General features: G+C 59.3%; 18 protein-coding genes and 2 pseudogenes. 9 read left to right on the forward strand and 11 right to left on the reverse strand.

What is annotated here, in order from left to right; all coding sequences use genetic code 11:
* Positions 1-1132: pseudogene (locus X728_RS01000000167150) on the reverse strand (cbb3-type cytochrome c oxidase subunit I); the annotation flags it as partial.
* 251 nt (positions 1133-1383) lie between these two features.
* Between X728_RS01000000167150 and X728_RS0135995 the strand changes: the two are divergent.
* Positions 1384-1800, forward strand: coding sequence for a hemerythrin domain-containing protein (locus X728_RS0135995; RefSeq protein WP_023832627.1), 417 nt, complete (start codon positions 1384-1386; stop codon positions 1798-1800).
* Here X728_RS0135995 and X728_RS142300 read toward each other — a convergent pair.
* The gene (locus X728_RS142300; protein WP_031195810.1) at positions 1797-2525 is read right to left on the reverse strand and encodes a Crp/Fnr family transcriptional regulator; all 729 of its coding nucleotides are present in this window, start codon (positions 2523-2525) and stop codon (positions 1797-1799) included. The two genes, X728_RS0135995 and X728_RS142300, sit on opposite strands and share 4 nt — an antisense overlap.
* Positions 2526-2680: 155 nt before the next feature.
* Here X728_RS142300 and X728_RS01000000167155 point away from each other — a divergent pair.
* Positions 2681-3744: pseudogene (locus X728_RS01000000167155) on the forward strand (radical SAM protein).
* A 638-nt stretch (positions 3745-4382) separates the two neighbouring features.
* Here X728_RS01000000167155 and X728_RS142295 read toward each other — a convergent pair.
* Positions 4383-5261: an aromatic ring-hydroxylating dioxygenase subunit alpha gene (locus X728_RS142295; protein ID WP_081732480.1), complete on the reverse strand. Its 879-nt coding sequence runs from the start codon at positions 5259-5261 to the stop codon at positions 4383-4385.
* A 1253-nt stretch (positions 5262-6514) separates the two neighbouring features.
* On the opposite strand from X728_RS142295, the gene X728_RS142290 reads away from it, so the two are divergent.
* Positions 6515-7021: a GNAT family N-acetyltransferase gene (locus tag X728_RS142290; RefSeq protein WP_023740167.1), complete on the forward strand. Its 507-nt coding sequence runs from the start codon at positions 6515-6517 to the stop codon at positions 7019-7021.
* A 33-nt stretch (positions 7022-7054) separates the two neighbouring features.
* Here the strand turns inward: X728_RS142290 and X728_RS142285 are convergent, their stop codons facing one another.
* Both X728_RS142285 and X728_RS142280 read right to left on the reverse strand, forming a co-directional pair.
* Positions 7055-7492 (reverse strand): nuclear transport factor 2 family protein, encoded by a 438-nt coding sequence (locus tag X728_RS142285; RefSeq protein ID WP_023827599.1) that lies wholly within the window; start codon positions 7490-7492, stop codon positions 7055-7057.
* Between the two features lie 755 nt (positions 7493-8247).
* Entirely contained in the window at positions 8248-8790 is a 543-nt protein-coding gene (locus X728_RS142280) for an autotransporter (RefSeq protein WP_023832633.1), read from the reverse strand.
* Between the two features lie 147 nt (positions 8791-8937).
* Between X728_RS142280 and X728_RS142275 the strand changes: the two genes are divergently transcribed.
* The 4 genes from X728_RS142275 (at position 8938) to X728_RS142260 (ending at position 11935) form a co-directional block, all read left to right on the forward strand.
* A complete protein-coding gene (locus X728_RS142275) occupies positions 8938-9666 on the forward strand; it encodes a GntR family transcriptional regulator (protein WP_023714481.1) in 729 nt (242 codons plus the stop codon).
* 179 nt (positions 9667-9845) lie between these two features.
* Positions 9846-10751 (forward strand): restriction endonuclease, encoded by a 906-nt coding sequence (locus X728_RS142270; protein ID WP_023832635.1) that lies wholly within the window; start codon positions 9846-9848, stop codon positions 10749-10751.
* 19 nt (positions 10752-10770) lie between these two features.
* The gene (locus X728_RS142265) at positions 10771-11481 is read left to right on the forward strand and encodes a HAMP domain-containing sensor histidine kinase (RefSeq protein WP_023832636.1); all 711 of its coding nucleotides are present in this window, start codon (positions 10771-10773) and stop codon (positions 11479-11481) included.
* 13 nt (positions 11482-11494) lie between these two features.
* The gene (locus tag X728_RS142260) at positions 11495-11935 is read left to right on the forward strand and encodes a response regulator (protein WP_023832637.1); all 441 of its coding nucleotides are present in this window, start codon (positions 11495-11497) and stop codon (positions 11933-11935) included.
* A gap of 37 nt (positions 11936-11972) precedes the next feature.
* On the opposite strand, the gene X728_RS142255 is transcribed toward X728_RS142260, so the two are convergent.
* Both X728_RS142255 and X728_RS142250 read right to left on the reverse strand, forming a co-directional pair.
* Positions 11973-12863: a sigma-70 family RNA polymerase sigma factor gene (locus tag X728_RS142255; protein WP_023832638.1), complete on the reverse strand. Its 891-nt coding sequence runs from the start codon at positions 12861-12863 to the stop codon at positions 11973-11975.
* A 32-nt stretch (positions 12864-12895) separates the two neighbouring features.
* Complete coding sequence (locus X728_RS142250) at positions 12896-13204, reverse strand: hypothetical protein (RefSeq protein WP_023681378.1); 309 nt, start codon at positions 13202-13204, stop codon at positions 12896-12898.
* A gap of 146 nt (positions 13205-13350) precedes the next feature.
* On the opposite strand from X728_RS142250, the gene X728_RS142245 reads away from it, so the two are divergent.
* Both X728_RS142245 and X728_RS142240 read left to right on the forward strand, forming a co-directional pair.
* Entirely contained in the window at positions 13351-13716 is a 366-nt protein-coding gene (locus X728_RS142245) for a VOC family protein (protein ID WP_023687448.1), read from the forward strand.
* 53 nt (positions 13717-13769) lie between these two features.
* Positions 13770-14618: an alpha/beta fold hydrolase gene (locus X728_RS142240; protein WP_245266207.1), complete on the forward strand. Its 849-nt coding sequence runs from the start codon at positions 13770-13772 to the stop codon at positions 14616-14618.
* A gap of 84 nt (positions 14619-14702) precedes the next feature.
* Here the strand turns inward: X728_RS142240 and X728_RS142235 are convergent, their stop codons facing one another.
* From X728_RS142235 to X728_RS142220, 4 genes are all read right to left on the reverse strand, one after another.
* A complete protein-coding gene (locus tag X728_RS142235; RefSeq protein ID WP_023693056.1) occupies positions 14703-15689 on the reverse strand; it encodes a Gfo/Idh/MocA family oxidoreductase in 987 nt (328 codons plus the stop codon).
* Between the two features lie 78 nt (positions 15690-15767).
* Positions 15768-16343 carry a YceI family protein gene (locus X728_RS142230; RefSeq protein WP_023681381.1) on the reverse strand — a complete coding sequence of 192 codons (576 nt, stop codon included), beginning with the start codon at positions 16341-16343 and terminating at the stop codon, positions 15768-15770.
* A 68-nt stretch (positions 16344-16411) separates the two neighbouring features.
* Positions 16412-16990 (reverse strand): cytochrome b, encoded by a 579-nt coding sequence (locus X728_RS142225; RefSeq protein ID WP_023681382.1) that lies wholly within the window; start codon positions 16988-16990, stop codon positions 16412-16414.
* Between the two features lie 150 nt (positions 16991-17140).
* Positions 17141-18031, reverse strand: a complete 891-nt coding sequence (locus tag X728_RS142220) for a LysR family transcriptional regulator (RefSeq protein ID WP_023687444.1) — start codon at positions 18029-18031, stop codon at positions 17141-17143.
* Positions 18032-18109: the final 78 nt, after the last annotated feature.

Here is an 18109-nt window from a genome sequence, read left to right on the forward strand (position 1 = left end):
GCCCGACAGCGTCATCAGGCCGTTGATCATGCCGCCCCATGACGGCATCCACAGCATGATCGAGAACACCATGCCGAGCGTCTGCGCCCAATCGGGCAGGGCGGTGTAGTGCAGGTGATGCGGCCCGGCCCAGATGTAGAGGAAGATGATTGCCCAGAAATGGACGATCGAGAGGCGGTAGGAATAGACCGGCCGGTTGGCCTGCTTGGGCACGAAATAATACATCATGCCGAGGAAGCCGGCGGTGAGGAAGAACCCGACCGCATTGTGGCCGTACCACCACTGCGTCAGGGCGTCCTGAACTCCGGAAAATGCAGAATAGCTCTTCGAGCCGAGAAAGGAGGCCGGCATCGACAGGTTGTTGATCACATGCAGCATCGCGATGGTCACGATGAAGGAAAGGTAGAACCAGTTGGCGACGTAGATGTGCGGTTCCTTGCGCTTCAGGATCGTGCCCAGGAACAGGATCAGGTAGGCGACCCAGACGATGGTCAGCCAGATGTCGACATACCATTCGGGTTCCGCATATTCGCGGCTCTCGGTGATGCCGAGCAGATAACCGGTCGCGGCCATGACGATGAAGAGCTGGTAGCCCCAGAACACGAACCAGGCGAGATCGCCACCGAACAGCCGAGCGNGTCGCGGCCATGACGATGAAGAGCTGGTAGCCCCAGAACACGAACCAGGCGAGATCGCCACCGAACAGCCGAGCGCGGCAGGTGCGTTGGACGACATAGAGAGACGTGCAAAGCAACGCGTTGCCGCCGAAGGCGAAGACGACGCCCGAGGTGTGCAGAGGCCGCAAGCGACCGAAGTTGAACCAGGGCTGAATGTTGAGATCGGGATAGGCAAGCTGTAGCGCGATGACTACCCCGACCAGCATGCCAACCACACCCCAGAACATGGTGGCGATGGCGCCGTAGCGGATTGGACCATCCATGTAGGCGGACGGGTCGATCGGAACGGCACCTTCGAAACTCGTGTTGCGGAGCAGGATGGCGACAAAACCGAGCAGCACAAGAAACAGCACCCACATATGCTGCCGGAAGGGCTCGTCCACTCCGAAACCGGCGGCCACCAGGGCGGCAAAGGTAAAAAGGGCCAAAGTGAAGACTTGCGTGCCGAACTTCATGACCTGTCCCCGACTTCGGATTCCTTGCGCGGACGTCAATCCGCCTGACACCAATCCAGCAGTCACGCGGCTGGCGCCTTGATCCATGTCAAAGCCATTTGATTTTGGATTGGGCAGCGTTGAATTTGCAGAAGATCGGAAGGCTGTCGTTGAACAGGGAGAGGGAGCTGCGATCGTCGCTGTTCGAAACGAGCCGAGACAGGTCGATGCCGATAGTTCGATCTGGGAGAGAAGCAGTCCCGGTTGCGCTCATGAAACGTGCGCATCTGGAAAAGCTGCAGCTCTGCGATGCCTTGGAAAGAATAGCCGACACCCTGCCCAGGGTCGATAGCCTGGCATGCCTGGCTGCGGCAAACGCGATCGTTCCGCTGTTGCGCAACATTCATCAATATGAGGAGACGGTGATCTTTCCGGCCTACGAAGCTGCTTTGACCGGCAGGGATGCCAACCTTGCTTCAACTCGTCGACTGCGCGCCGAGCACGTGGAGGACGAATGCTTTGCCGGCGAGGTGACTGAAATCCTGCTGGCGATCGGCCATGGAGAGACGGTTGAGAACGCCGAGGCTGTCGGCTTCATGCTGCGCGGCTTCTTCGAAAGCTTGCGCCGGCATATCGCCTTCGAACGCGAGCACGTCTTGCCCATGATCGGGGTCGTCGATGGCGGTTAGACGCCGGAGCGGCGTTCCAGCTGGCCCATGTTGTCCACCGTCACGTGCCGACTATTGTCGATCCGGATCACGCTGTCTGTTCGCAGCCTGGTCAGTTGGCGGCTGACCGTCTCGATCGTCAAGCCGAGAAAATCGGCGATATCGGCGCGTGTCAAAGGCAGGTCGAAGGTCGTCGACTGCGCCGCCGGGTCCAGCGTGGGATCGATGTTCCTGGCAATCATCAGGAGAAAGCTCGCCACCTTTTCCGAAGCACTCTTGAGCCCGAGCGTCACCATCCAGTCGCGGGCTTCGTCGAGTTCGTTGAGCGCCTGTTTGAGCAGACGATGCTCGAATTCCGGAGATTCCTTCATCATCCGCTCGATGGCGGCCTTTGGAAACGAACACACGGAAACCGCGGTTGCGGCTTCGGCGTTGATCGCGCTTTCCACCTTGAAGGGCCTGCCCAGAAAATCGGGGGCGAACTGGAGGCCGACAATCTGCTGGCGCCCGTCCGAAAGGCTCTTGGTCAGCTTCACAACGCCGGAAAGCACGTTCGAATAGCTGTCGACGGTCTCGGCGTCGCCAATCAGTTCTGTGCCCGGTTCAACGGTATGCCTCGATGAGGTCTTGGCCAGGCTTACCAATTGGTCGGGACCGAGCGCACCGCAAACGCCGCGGTGCCGTGCCTCGCAAGACTGGCAAAGCACTGGAATGCTGGAACTGTGAACGTCTTGGCGCACCGTCATATTCATCGTCCAGAGATTCCATGTGTCCGGAAGGTAGCATTGGCGGACGAAAGAACCTTGCGGCAGTTTGTCCGCGGGCGGCCTTGACCGAAATCAAGGCCGCTCGCGCCCAATGTGATCAGTGTCGCGCCATGCAAAGGTGATCGGATAGGGACATGCGGCCAGAATTAGTTGCCAGGCTCGGTGAGAACGTTCCACGCTACACGAGCTACCCGACCGCGCCGCATTTCCATCCAGGCGTTGATGCTGCCGTTTGTCGTGGCTGGCTGCAAGCGCTCAACGAGGGCGACGAAATCTCGCTGTATCTGCACATCCCATACTGCGACAAGCTTTGCTGGTTCTGTGCCTGCCATACCAAGCAGACACGCCATTACGAANGCAAAGGTCGTGTGCGTGCCGTCCATTTCGGCGGTGGTTCGCCGACGATGCTCAAGCCCGAAGATATGGTGGCACTGGGAACCGCCCTGCGCAACAGCTTCGGTTTTCTTCCCGGCGCCACGATCAGCGTTGAAATCGAACCCAACGATATGGACGATGCCCGCCTCGATGCGCTTGCCGAAATCGGCATGACCCGTGCGAGCCTCGGCGTCCAGGATTTCGATCCGAAGGTGCAGAAGGCAATCAACCGCGAGCAGAGCTTTTTGCAGACCAAGTCTGTAGTCGACGGTGTTCGTTCGCGCGGGGTCGAGTCCGTGAATCTGGACCTGCTCTACGGCCTGCCGCACCAGACGACGGAGAGCGTCTCCTCCACCGTCGCGCAGGCGCTGACCTTGGAACCCGACAGGATAGCACTGTTTGGCTACGCGCATGTACCGTGGTTCAAGAAACATCAGACGATGATCGACGAGGCCTGGTTGCCGGGTCCNAGAACATGCCTTCAACCAGCGAATATAGACGCATGGTTGATGACGGTGGACTGGCCGCTGTTCGGGGTATCGCCCTTTCCGCCGACGACCGCGTTCGCGGCTGGATCATCGAGCGGCTGATGTGTGATTTCGCCTTCTCGGCGATTGAGCTGGTGGAGCGCTTTGGCGAAGCCGGCCAAAGACTTCTCGTCAAGGCGAGTTCCACGGCCCTCCACGATCCTGCGCGATTGCTTGAGCTCGATGGTGACCGCTTCGTCGTGCCAGCGGAAAGCCGTCCCTTTGTCAGGAGCATCGCGGCGAAGTTCGACAAATATTTCGAAACCGGCAAAGCCAGGCATTCGGTGGCGGTCTGAGCATTGGCTACTGTCAGAATTGTTCGCCGGCCGTGAACGGCCGATGCGGGCGCCTGCCGCGATCGGATAGGGGTCGACCAGCCGATCAGCAAGAACCCCTTTACGCCCTCCAGCGCCGCCAGGACACGCCACGCATGGGCGGGCACGATGTCGCCGTAGTGGACGGTCGAAAAAGTAATGGTCGAAAATAGAGTCCAGTTCGAAATCAGCGAAGATATCAAGCAACCGGTACAGGCCAGCCCAGAGCCAGACCTCAGCGGTCATAACGGCAAAGAGGCCCGTCACCACGCTGATCTTAGCGACGATACGACTGGCCGGGAGGCTCTCGTGCCGGCGCCGATCCGGAGCACTCTCCGGCGGACAATGACGCCAGAGGGGGGTCACAGCCCAGTGCCGCAGCGACCCGTTCCTGGAAATACTGCACTCCCCGCTCATGCCGCCCCGAGAGCGGCCCCGAGCTATAGGCCCCTGCGGCATAGTTGCGATGTGTATCGGCGCAGATCGCGTAGTCCTCGCGTACCACGGCCAAAGTGCCTTGCACAGATTTCGCCCTGTTCTCGGATGCTTCTGCAGCGATATCAGCAAAGAAGAAATGGTAATGCTGGTCTGTATGATGCGGTGAGGTCGGGTTGATCCGGCTAACATTCATGCCACCATCGAAAAGCGACAGCGTCCAGTTCGGCCACATCCAAAGCCATTTGCCGCGATAGAACAGACCGTCTTTCGGCGGTGCGGTCATCCGGACATAACCGGGATGGGCGGTGGTCTGGAAAGCTTCGAAGTCGATGGCAGCGTAGAACGAGGGATGCGTGCCAGGNGACATAACCGGGATGGGCGGTGGTCTGGAAAGCTTCGAAGTCGATGGCAGCGTAGAACGAGGGATGCGTGCCAGGGATGTGGTAGCCTTCGACGAAATTGTCGGTGTAGATCTTCCAGTTCGCCGCAAAGCTGACAGTGGCCTGATCGGTGGCCGCATAGGTCTCCAACGGCTCGTCCGCCAGTTCGGCAGGCAGAGAGCCAAGTTGATCCAGAAGACTTTCCTTCGGGTCAAGTGCCGCGAAGAGCAGCCCGCGCCATTCAGACAACTGCACCGTGTCCAGCGGCCAGTCTTCGGCGATGATCGCGGGATCCTTGCCATACCATGGGGCCTGCACCAGCAGCCCGGTGTCGGCAAATGACCATTTGTGATAGGGACAAACGATCAGCCCACATTTGCCGGCGCCATCGGCCAGAAGTTTCGCCCCCCGATGACGGCAGACGTTCTTAAATCCGCGCAAGGTCCCGTCCCGGCCCCGGATGGCGAAGATCGGCGTGCCGGCGATGTCGATGGCAAGGTATTGACCGGACTTCGCGACCGAGGCGACAGGCCCCATGAACTGCCAAGTGTGCGCGAAGATGTTGCACCGTTCCTGCTGCCAGATATCATCGCGGACATAAAGCGACGGGTCCAAGTTCAGGTATTGCACAGGCGGAGTGTCGAGTGGCCGGTGGTCGGGTCGCAAGGTATCTGGCGTCATAGGCTAACCTCCAGTTGCGGCAATCCTGTCGCAAGCGGGGCGACATCGCAAGCGAATGGGCTCTGCTGCGCACAGCCTGTAAGCCGGCGTGCAATTTGCTTTAACGCAGATTTGCTGCAGTTGCGGTTCAATCGCCGACCTAGTTGTCGACCGCGATCATCACGTCGGATGCCTTAACCGCAGCACAGGTTCCAGGCCGACTTCGAGCCCAGTCCTGGTATCAGAATGGTGCGGTTCGCGCGCGAACGACGCGGATGGTCGGTTGCCGAACGGCAGCTATCCGCGAGCGCGACCGAAACCTGACAGTCAGCAGCCGGCCCCAAAGTTGCCGGACTGGAATGCGCCTGTTTGCGGTCATTCCGAACTGAGGCTCAAGCTCCCAGAAGCGGACTTTGCAATGAGGTCTCTGGCACCGATCACCGAATGCCCCCGTGCGACGAGAGCCTGAAATTCGTCCCGCAGACGGATATGACGGCCCGGGTCTCTGCGAAGGGCTTCCGGTACTTCGTCTCCGTGACGAAATGCTATCCGGGGTGGAACTTCCATTTAAGTCTCGCCACTCAAGATGAGTGTCAGGAATAAACTCAAACCTGTTCGGCGCTGGGACTAACTGCGGCGTCAAACAGATCCACTGGTCGCTTATGACGGCAATTGAGTGAAGGATTAGGTCTTCGCCGTGTGGCAGCCAACCAGAGACATGCCTGCTTTTGCCGCATGAATCATTGGCTGCTTGGTCACGGCAATTGCGGTGGCAGTCGTAGTGGACAAAGCCTGCCGCCAATAGATCCTCTGCGGGCGGCCGGTAAACAACCACGCGCGGCAACGCGCTCACCTCCGCGTAGATGGCCGCTTCCTTTTCCGATGGTGGGAAAGCCATGGTTCCACATTTCGCGGGATTAGAGCTGTTAGATCACTGTCCATCACATTCCTCGCGGTCATCTGTTTATTGTCCCCGCGGGGCCGTTCAGCAACCCGCCAGCCGGTAATCGACCGCGTCACTATCCTCCACATTGGCCATGTCGACCAATGGGAGAAGTGTTATGGTTATCTCACAGTATGACCCGGTCGCTGTACTGCTTGCTACGAGTTCTCGGCACGAGCGACTCAATCGCAGACATGTGTGAGAATTCTTTCGATCGGCGTGGTTCCGGGTTAAGGTTCCTCTCCGAATTAGGGGGCAGGCCCATACGGAATTTGCCAATTCTGTTTCAAACAGTAACTTCTGCTTTGTGTCGCTTTTGGGAGGCGTCTAGGTGGTCATTGACATCTTACTGGTTGCCCCGACCGATCTCCATCGGGTCCGGGACCTAGCCTTGGTCATCTGGCAGGCCCACTATACACCCCTGATCGGCGCAGACCTGGCGGCGGGCATCGTAGCCGATATCTATTCCATGCCCAGTCTCTACGCGGACATGCACGAGCGACGGCAAAGCTATTGGATCATTACGACAGACGGGAAGGACGCAGGTTATGCCTCCGCGTATGTCCAAGGCGGAACCCTGTGGATCAAGAAGCTGTATCTGCTGCCTGAAACCCGAGGGCTGGGATTGGGCAAACTCCTGATCGAGACAGTTCGCAACTACTTCGGCGTAGGCTATCCGCAAGCGCTCTTTGTCGCTGAAAAAAACCAATCCGCGATCGATTTCTACCGTTCCCAGGGGTTTTCGATCGAGCGTCTGGAGCCTGTAATGATGGGTCCACACCAATTCCACGACTACTTGATGACCAGAGCGGGTTCACCGGACGCAGCAGGAAAATAATGGCGCGTGACCCGGCTGGCGGCTATCGGCTTATTAATCCAATATATCTGTGGGCAGGCTCGTGTCCTCCCCTGCCTTGTCCCAAGCTTGCGCCGCAATCTTCCAGTTGCCCTGATCCTTCACCAAAAGCATCATTTCAACCACTCGCTCCAAGTTGATCTCGTTTTCGACATTCTCACAGGCGATAACTGCCACTGCTACATTGCCAAACACCTGTATCTTGCTGCCGAGAACCCTTTCATCAAGCGACAACAGGTCGCTTCCTGCGAGAGAACTCATTCGCTTGATGAACGCGGGGACGGATTGGGGCCGGGCCGGCCGCGATGAAGGAAACATTTGCGCATCCGGAAAAAAATCGGATCGGAATTTCTCCCAGTCGGGCTCGCCCGCCGCCTTCCAACTCATGCTTGCAAACTGGCGCGAGATCAGAGCCCGTATGGCGTTACAGTCGCTCTCAACCGTTGTGTCCATTGCAGAAACCTCCTCAGATCATACTCAGGGGTTAGCAGAGGCTTCCCGGGCCGATTGGAACGCTGCACCCTTTGCGATAGCTGCTCCAAAACCTGGTCCAATAATATGCTTTCCGCAACATCATTGGCATGCCATCCGAAACAGAACCGCTTCCTCCTGTTTTAGAACAAAGTTGCATTACAGCTGATGCCGGAGGGGACAAACGCATCTCTGATTGGATCCCCGCAGGAGGGCAGCTTCGATCTGCCGCCAGCTAACAGTGGACGTTCAGCTCTCGGCCCCAAATTAGTCATCGGCAAAGCTCGATTTGCACTATCCGTGCCCAATCCGGTCAAAATCGGTTTTTGTCACTGATCTATGCTACAGACGTGCTACCTTTGATAAAAATAAGCTAACGAAATCAACCGTTAAGGCGACGGGGCGTTGCGTCTCTTCGGGCGCGCCATTTCCGCCGAAACTGTGATTTCCTGCGATCCGCTAGCCGGTCTTGGGCTCACATATGAAGAGCAGGTCGCGGAACACGTTGCCGAGCACCGCCTCATTCGAGTGCTGGAGAACTGGACGCCGCCTATTCCAGGCTTCTTTAAATATTACCCCAGTCGCCAGCATCAGCCTGCCGCACTAACTGCGCTAATCAACGCGCTGCGGTGTTCTTGAAATGGCCGGTACGTGGGGACTGTTATCTGGGCGCGGCGACGTCAGAACGCTCGCGCGCGCCGCCGCGCAGCAGGCTCACTTTTCTTCCGCTTTCCCGGTCAGGGCCCAATCGGCCTCGCCCCAGCCAGATACCGCTCATTGTCGAACGGCTCGGCGTGGGTGCTGTCCGGGCTCCACATGTGGCGGTGGGTCTCCGTCAGATTGCCGAGATAGACATGCAGCGCGCCCGAGCGGGCGCTGCCGGTGTTGGCGACCGCATGCACCGTATCCGGGTTCATATGCACCACCGCGGGCGCCGCGATGTCGTGGCGTTCCGGCGCATCGATCTCGCTGCCGTCAACGGGATAGATGAAGTTGGTCTCGCTACCCTTGTAGATGCCGATCAGCGCATCCATCAGATGGTTGTGCGGCGGGTACTGCAGGCCGGGCGACAGCGTGATGTGGTAGATGGTCAAGTCAGGGCTGGCATGCAGCAGCACCTCATCGTCGTCTTCCTCATGCGCGAGCACGCCTGATGCATGGAAGCGATCGGTGTGTTCGCGCAGCACCGCCTTGACCCGTTCGAAGGCATGAGCACCTTTGGCTGCGTTGACGATATCGGAGGTTACGGCGTAGAGAGGCGAGTTGGCGGCAAGAGACATTTGTCGTCATCTCCATTGGGAAGCTCAACCAATACAACTGAGATGCTCAGGCTAGCGAATGCCGGCAGACCCGTCAACCGGATGGTCGAAACGGGCAAGCAGACTACGCGGGCAGACCACGCGGGCAGACCAAACGGGCAGGCAGATATGGCTCTTCCGAAATCAGTGTCACCGTCCGCCGTCAAGGCGCCGTCGACCGCCGACATATTGCGCAGCGAGGAAGCTTATGAGCAGCTGAAGAGCGACATCGTCGCCTGCGTCCTGCAACCCGGCGAAAGCCTGACCGAAAAGCAGATCGGCGACCGCTACCAGATCAGGAAGGCGACGATCCGCTCGGCTTTGGCCCGCCTGACGCAGGAAGGGCTGATCAAGAGCGAGCCGCGCCGCGGCTATGTCATCGCACCTCTTAGCCTGCGCGACGTCAACGAGATCTTCGACGTCCGCAGCCTGATCGAACCGGAAGTGTTCCGGGTGGCCGCGGCAAACCTCACCGAACGCGGGCTCGACGACATCAGGCTGGCGGCGCAGAAGGTGCTGAAGCCGGAGACGCTGCGCAGCCATGTCGCCTTTCTGGCGGCCGACCGCGCCTTTCGCCTGGCCCTGGCCGAACTCTCCGGCAATCTGCGGCTGGTTCGCCTGCTCGATCAAACGCTCGACCAGTCGGAGCGTGTCCTCCATCTCGGCTTCAAATCGCGCGACTTCACGCAAGCGATCATCGGCCAGCAGAAGGAGTTGGTGCTTGCCTGCGAGCTGGCCGAAGTCTCGGCCATCGCAAAGCTTGCCCGCTCGCAGTGCCTGTCGCTCAAGAAGCAGGTGCTCGAGGCCCTGCTTGCCGGCTCCAAGCTGCAGGACGCCAATTTGCAAAGCTTCGCCTGAGGCCTTTCCCTTGTGCGATCAGTTGCAGGCGTTCGCCAGTCGCTTTGCTCCGCCTGTTCTGACCCAATCGTCGACCGGGTTGCTTAAAAGCGTTTGAGCTAGGCCGCAAATAGCCGCCGCGCTCAACGGCGCTCATCGTCGAGGCTAGTCAGCGCTACAACACCGCGTTAGGCTTAAGTATGAAGCTAACCGATCTGTTGCCTGGCCAATTTGAGAACTTGACCTTTGATCTTTTGCAAGCGGCTGGCCTTAGAAGCCTTGTTTGGCGAACACCTGGGGCTGATGGCGGGCGAGATATTGAAGGCGTCTTGAGCGCAGTTGATTTCAGCGGCCACTATCAAAATCAAAAATGGTACGTTGAGTGTAAGCTGTATAGTTCATCGCTCGATTGGCCAACCGTCTGGAAGAAAATTGCCTATGCAGAAAGTCGCGGCGCCGATTTTCTTCTGATAGTGACGAACTCCAATCCATCGCCTGCCTGCGAAACCGAGATCTCGAATTGGAATCTGAACAAGAACCGCCTGGTAGTTCGATCGTGGCGTGGCTACGAGCTGCTGCATATTTTGTCGAGCTATCCTGCTGTGGCTGCAAAATACGGTTTACTGGAGAAGCTGACCGAAGCCGAAATTAGCTTACAACCACTTATGGCGGAAGTGATGAAGGCTGCCCAAGCAGCGCATGTTGCTCACCAGTTTGGGCGTTCTTTTTCGATGCCATTGGAGGCCAGTGCAGCGGTCGCTGAGCTGATTTCCATGAGGCAAGACCAACTTCATGTATACGGCAAGATCGTTGCGTCGAGGTCCGCAAGCGAGCCACCCGATTTTGAATGGCTTGAATGGACCGGCGCGGCGAATGGCTGGGAGGACGTCGGTCTCAGGTCGCTATTGACTATGATGAGGTATACCTCTGGATCGAAAAATATCGTTGCCAGAGCCGAGTCCGGTCATCTGCATATGGATATGATCCATCCGCGGTTTGCGCTGACACCTTCGACTAGAAAGACCCTTGTGGAAATCGCTCTCTGGGCAAACATTGAAATAGTGGAACTATCAGACGAAAGTGCAGTTCTTCAAAACCGTAGCTGATATCTATTGCGGGGTAAGTATGGAAAACGAAGAAAAAATGGACAACCTCGACCTAACTCTTCTCGCCAATTTTGTTCATCAGGTTGTCAACCCTCTAAATGGTGTAGCAGGCACGCTAGATAACCTGGCGAATGGTTTAAACGAAGGTGAATCGAGAAGACTGCAAAGATTGAATGCAGCGCGCGCCCAACTTGAGCAGTGCATCACTCTTATACGAAATCTAGCCTTCCTCGCTCAGGGCAGTGGAGGGGTGGCAGACGATGATCGTCGCAAGATCGTAATTCCACAAGTTATTATTGAATCAGCCATGTTCTTCCAAGAGGACGGAAAGTCAAAAGGTATAGAGATAAAATTGAACGATAGAGTTACTCAAAATACGATTAATGGGCACCCGGAGTTAATACGGCAGGTGCTTATGAATATTTTTGACAATTTTATCAAATATGGAAAGAAAGGACATAATGTAGAGATTGACCAAAGAATACAGAAGTCATCCGGCATGCTTATTATCGAGATAAGGGGTATTTCGGAATATCGGATAGACCAAGATGAATTAAAGAAGATCGGTACTCTTGGGTTCAGGGGTCAAAACGCAAAGAAAATCATAGCGTCTGGAAGTGGCTTGGGAATGTCCATATGTAAGAAAATTATAGAGGAGCAGGGCGGGAGTATTTACGTAGAGGCTGGTGCTATGGGCAAGGTTCTATTTGTCGTAAAGCTGCCGGCATAATGGGGGCGATAGAGTGGCAAAGACGACGAAACACGATACGGTGGTCGTAATAGACGACGAGCTGCACAATATGAGCTGGATGATTGACTATCTTCAATCTGAGAAAATTAAAACAATTACTGCCTCAAGTGTAAATGAGTCTATTCTGGTGCTTGATAAGGAGATTTATCGCGCTGTTATTGTTGACTTAAATATACCTGTGCTAGATCCTATGTTGGGTAGCGTGGCAGACCGAGGTGATGTTTACGTAAAGTACCCCGGACTCTATGTGGCATACTATGCTCGGAACAGAGGACACCGAGGTAGACAGGTGGTTATTTACTCGGTCCACAGGGATCCTAGCGTATCCGAGGAGGCAGCAAAGATTGGTTGTACCTATATTATCAAGGGGCGGCCCAAAGAGATAAAGCGGGAGCTTGAAGAAATCTTGAGCTTCGATCCGACGGCAGATTGATGTGCCTAACGCCACCTGCCTTCCTTCGACGCTGTACTCATTCGTCGATGAAGCGGATCTCCGCGTCGGCAAGGCAATAGGGCGCGTAGCGGAAATCGCGGATCTGGCTGACCTTCTCGTCCTGCCAGTCGACCAGCATGAAGCCGCGGACGGCGTCATCTCCCGCCTCCGGGTTGCGGATCAGGATCGCCGCCCTGCCGTCGACGAAGCCGAGTGACAGCGTCCAGTCGCTGACCCGGTCGTAATTGCCGAAATAGTTGGAAACCTGCGCCTTGCCGCGCATGCGGGTGCGGTTGACGACTTCAAGCTGGATGTCCTCGGCGATCAGCGCGCGCACGGCGTCGAAATCGCGCGCGTTGAACAGGTCGACATAGCGGCGCAGGCGCCGCTCGTCCTCGGCGTCGAGTTTTGGAACGGGCGTCTGTTCATCCTGCAGAGCCAGCAGGCGCAGCTGCGCCCGCCCGCGATGCAGCGCCGCTTTGGTCGCGGCCAGTGTCGCGCCGGACACTTCGCAAGTCTCATGCAGGCTGAGGCCAAGCACGTCGACCAGGATCACGGCGCCGCGCTGCGCCGTCGCAAGCTGCATGAAGCTGCGCAGGCTGGCGGCGGTGGCGAGCCTCGCATCGGCGCTGGCGGAGGGGTCTTCGATCGTCGTCATGTCGGTCTCGCTCATGCGCGCCTGCTCCCGCTGGCGCCGGCGCAGATGATCTTGCGCGGCATTGTGGGCTATGCGGAAAAGCCATTGCTCCGGACGCTCGACGGCGGCGTCGCCGTCGATGGCCTGCAGTGCCTTGATCAGTGTCTCCTGGACGATGTCCTCGCCATCGATCACCGAGCCGGCCATGCGGGCGCAGTAGCGGTGCAGCTTCGGTCGCAAGGAGCCGAGCATCGCCTCCAGGGCAACGCGGTCGAGTTTTGCTGTTTTCATCCTGTCCGTTCCCAAAATGCCGGTCTTTGCATTCAAGCCGGCACGACCTCGCCGGCCAGCATACGATAATTGCCGACGATCTTTGCCGGCGATCTGGCAAGCGGCGTCGAGCGGCGTCCGGCATGATCGGCGCTGAAGGCCTTGAAGGCTGCGAGCCCGGTCAGGCCGTCGCCATCCTGGCTGACAAGATGGATGAACTCGCCATTCTCCAGTTCCAGGACGAGGTAGCGCACGGATTGCGGCTTCGTGTCGTCGAGTGCCTCGAACACCTGTGCAACCAGCATACGGTTCTCGGCGATGCTTTCGTCCTTCACGCCGTAGCGGATGAGATTGTAGCCCATTGTCGTCTCCTGTTTTCAACTCTGCACGGAGAAGACGTTTCGCGGCCTCGAAAAGATTCGTCGGCCGGCGAATCTTTTCGATCGTCCGGATCGTCTTTCCCGTGGACGGTTGCGCGGCAGCTGTCGAGGAGCAGGAGAGATCCATCATGCACATCCAGTTTGCCGAATTGCCGGTGTTCGACCAGGACCGCGCCAAGGCCTTCTACACCGGCCATCTTGCTTGCCAGGTGGCGGAGGACCAGCTGATGGGCGACAGCGGCTGGCGCTGGATCGAGCTGACATTTCCCGGCGCCGTCACCAATTTGCATTTCGTCAAACGCCCCGATGACACGCCGGGCACTGAGCCCGTGCTGGTGCTCGTTGATGGCGATGTCGAGGCAACGGTCGCGGGCCTGAAGGCGCGCGGCGTCGAAATCATCACCGAGCCGCAGGAAGCGCCTTGGCAGCCGGGCCGCACGGTCGCCGAATTCCGCGACAGCGAGGGCAACCGCATGGTTGTCGCCGGCAAATGATCGGACCCGGCGCAAAGCCGAACTTTGACATGAGAACAACAGGAGAGATGGACATGACCCCCCAAACGTCGACGCTGAAAGTACCGGGCGCCAGCCTCTATTATGAGATGCGCGGTTCCGGCCCCGTACTGTTGATAATCCCCGGCGGACCGCAGGACGCCGGCGTCTTCGCCGATGTCGCGGGCCACCTCGCCGACCGCTACACGGTGGTCGCCTATGATCCGCGCGGCAATTCGCGCAGCACCTTCGACGGAGAGCCGCAAGAGCAGGACCTCGATGTCCATGGCGACGATGCCGCGCGATTGATCGAGGCGCTTGGCGCCGGACCGGCCTATGTGTTCGGCACCAGCGGCGGCGCCCAGATCGGGCTCAACCTCGCCGCCCGCCATCCCGGCCGGGTTCGTGCACTGGTGGCACATGAGCCGCCCAGCATGATGCTGCTCGACGACCCGTCGCCGTCACTGGCCGGCATGCGCGACCTGCACGACACCTATCGCAGCCAGGGTGTCAAGGCGGCGATGCAGAAATTCTTCAGCGAGAACAGCCTGTCGGAAGGGCCGGGTCAGGATGAAGCCGGGCCGCAGGACGGACCGCCTTCGTTCGAACCGTCGCCCGAGGAGGCCGAGACCTTTGCCAGGGTCAGCGGCAATTTCGAATACTGGCTGGCGCATGGCGTCATGCCGCTGTCGCTCTACCGTCCTGATATCGAGGCGCTGCGCGGCCGCCCGGTCGTGGTCGGCATCGGCGAAGAGTCCATCGGCCAGCCGATCGACGGCATGGGCAAGGCGCTGGCCGACAGGCTCGGCAGCAAGCGCGCCGCCTTCCCCGGCGACCATATGGGCTTTGCGCCCTATCCCGATCGCTTCGCCGAGACCTTGCACCTGACGCTCAGAGGCGCGTGAGATCGTCAGTCCAATAGGAAAGGGCGTCCGCATGCACAATGCGGACGCCCTTCTCCCATGAAATTACCGGCTAAGATTGGTGTATCAGACGGCTTCCCAGCCTTCCTTGCCGCCGGCGCGGAAGATGGCGTCGATGACCTTCTGGTTGAGCACGGACTCCTCCAGCGTGAAGACACGCTCCTTGCCGCCCTGTGCCGCCCTGGCAAACGTCTCTACCTCGCGCCGGTATTGCTGGGTGCCGGGAAAGCGGAACACCTGCGCCTCCGTATGGTTCTGGTTGTGCAGTTCGATGCGGTGATGGTCGTAGAGCCCGGCATTGAACGGCGAGAACACCTCGATGAAACCTTTCTCGCCGTGGAACACCATCACCTGCCGCGCCGCCATCTGCGTCGACAGATAGAAGGACAGTTCGAAATCGCCGAAATCGGCGCGGATCGAGGAATAGATGTCGGTGCCGAATTTCTTGTCGCGCTCGATCGTCGCCTGCACGCGCAGCGGCTCCTTGCCGGTCGAAAACCGCGTCGACACCGTCGGATAGACGCCGATATCAGGCAGCGCGCCGCCGCCGAGATCGAGCTGGTTGCGCATGTTGGTGGGATCGACATTGTAATAGGAGAAGGCGCCCTGCACATGGCGCAGCCGGCCGATGGCGCCATCGGCGATGAGATCGCGCACCTTGATCCATTGCGGGTGGTAGATGACCATGAAGGCCTCGCAGACCAGCACCTTCTTCTGGTCGCGCAGCTTGATCAGCGGCGCGATGTCCTTGGCGTCGAGCGCCAGCGGCTTCTCCACCAGCACATGTTTTCCCGCTTCGATGGCCTTGGCCGTCCATTCGACATGCTGCGAGGTCGGCAGCGGGATGTAGACGCCGTCGACGTCTTTCGAAGCGAGCAGCTCCTCATACGAACCAAAGGCATGTCTGGCGCCGAACCGCTCGCCCAGGGCCTCGGCCTTCGACAGGTCGCGGCTGGCGATCGCGGACAAAACGCCATTCTCGGCCTCGACGATTGCCGGCAACAATTGCTCGCGGCCGATCTTGGCCGTCGACAAAACACCCCATCGGAACATCAGGCTTCTCCTATCGATTTACAGGCGAGGAGGTTTGCCCGAAATTGCGGGAAAAGCCAATGCGGATCGCTGGTCCTGCTAGCCTCGCTTGCCCGTCAGCGTCATGTCGAAATTGACGATATTCGAATAGATCGGCGTGCCGACATCCATGCCGTACCGGGAGCGCAGCACCTTGCCGGTGACGTGGAATTTAATGACGCCACCCTTCAGCCCGCCGAGCTCGGCAGTGAACTTTTCCGCAAACGTCTTGCCGCGCGCCGTCAGCCGGCCGCTGACCAGCGCCGTGGTGTCGCTGGTTCGGGTTACGCTGGTCGAGCGGAACTGGATTTCGGGGCTGTTGGCCACGTCGAACACCGCATCGGAGCGCAGGAAGGCGTCGATGCGGCCCTGGCCGGTGCCGACGCTTTCGGGATAGATGGTGAAGTTGACCGCGGAACGGCCGACATCGCTGTTGTCGATGCGGATGGAGCCCTTGAAGCGGCCAAAGGCGCCGTCGAGGCCGCCGCCACCGACCTTGCCGATGGAGAAGCGAATGCTGGAGCTGGCCGGGTTGACCGTGTAGCTGCCGGCAGCGTCGCCGAGGTCCACAGCGGCGGAGACAGGCATGGCAAGGCAAGCGGCAACAGCCGCCAATCCGAAGATGCGCGCATACATGGGTTTTGTCCTTCTGGGGCAGGCGAAGTGTTGCGCCCTCACTCCAATGAACGAATGCGCGGCGCGCCCTATTCCATGTCCTGATCTGACGAAGGCGTGATCATGCGCGTGAGCACGCTGTCGCGCAGCCAGAAATGATGCCGCAGCGCCGCCAGCGCATGCAGCGCAACCAAGGCAATGCCGGCATAGGCGAGATACCAGTGTGCTGCCGCCCAGAAGTTTTCCGCCGCATCGGACACGCCGAGCGGCAGGTTCGGCATCACGAAAAGGTTGAACGGCATGCTGGGGATCTCCAGCATCGACACCGAAACCAGTGCCCAGCCGGACAGCGGCACCGCGAGCTGGAAGCCATAAAGTGCCAGATGCGCCAGCGGCGCCGTCCGACGCTCCAGGCCTCCGACCGAGGCCGGCAAGGCCGGGGCCGCATTGCCGAGCCGCCAGGCAATGCGCAGGATGAGGAGGCCGAGCAGCAGGAAGCCGAAGGATTTGTGCAGCTGGATCAGCTCGAAGGCGGTGCGCTGGCTGGTCAACCGCACCATGATGAAGCCAAGCATGAACTGGCCGATGAACAGGATGCCGATCAGCCAGTGGAGGACGATCGCCGCCCAGCCGTAGCGGGTTGAGTTGTTGGTGATGAATGCCGGCATGGCTGGTGAACGAATGGCAGCTGGGCTTTCTTCCACCCTCCCCCTTGTGGGGAGGGTCGGCGCGAAGCGACGGGGTGGGGGGTAGCGCCCTACGAAGACTCCCACCCCGATCCGCTACGCGGATCGACCCTCCCCACTAGGGGGAGGTGGCTAAGCACCGACCTTGAAGAAATCAACAAACGCCCGCAGCGCCGGGCGCATCTGGCGGCGGCTGGGGTAGTAGACGAAGAAACCGTCGAAGGGCGGACACCAGTCTTCCAGCACGCGGATCAAGCGACCGTCGGCGAGCGGCGCGCGCACATAATCGTCGAAGACGAAGGCGAGCCCAGCGCCGTCGACCGCCGCCTGGGCGATCAGATGGTCTTCGTCGAGGATCAGCGGCCCTTGCGCCGCGATCTCGATCTCTTCGCCATCCTTCTCGAATTCCCAGCGGTAAAGAATGCCGCTGGAAAAACGGAAGCGGATGCAGCGGTGGTCGGCAAGATCGCGCGGATGGCGGGGTCTTGGCATGGTCGCGAAATAGGATGGCGCGCCGACCACGGCGCCGCGAAGGTCCGGTCCGATGCGCACCGCGATCATGTCGCGCTGCAGGCTCTCACCGAGCCGCACGCCGGCATCGAAGCCGCCTTCGACGACGTCGGTGAAGCGATCCTCGATGACGATTTCCAGCACGATGTCGGGATAGGCCGCGGCAAAGCCGCCGAGCCTGGGCGTCAATGCCAGGTGGGCCGCGGTGCGCGGCACGGTCAGCCGCAGGTTCCCGGCCGGCCGGTCGCGCGCCTCGATCGCCGTTTCCAGCGCCAGATCGATCTCGGACAGCGCCGGCCGCAGCCGTTCGAGCAGCTGCGCGCCCTCCTCCGTTGGTGCCACGCTGCGGGTGCTGCGCGCCAAAAGCCGCACGCCGAGCCGCGCCTCCAGGCTGGACACGGCATGGCTAACTGCCGAGGGCGCGATGGCCAGTTCGCGCGCCGCGCCGCGAAAACTACCGCATTGGGCGACTGTTGCCAGTACAGCGAGTTGAGAAAGATGCGCTCGGTTCATTGCTCTATTTTATAGAACAGCCCGTGCGAATGACAGCCAATTATCGAACGTAAAGCTAGGCGCTATCTCTGTTTCATC

Source organism: Mesorhizobium sp. L103C119B0 (genome assembly GCF_000502235.1).
GTDB lineage: Bacteria > Pseudomonadota > Alphaproteobacteria > Rhizobiales > Rhizobiaceae > Mesorhizobium.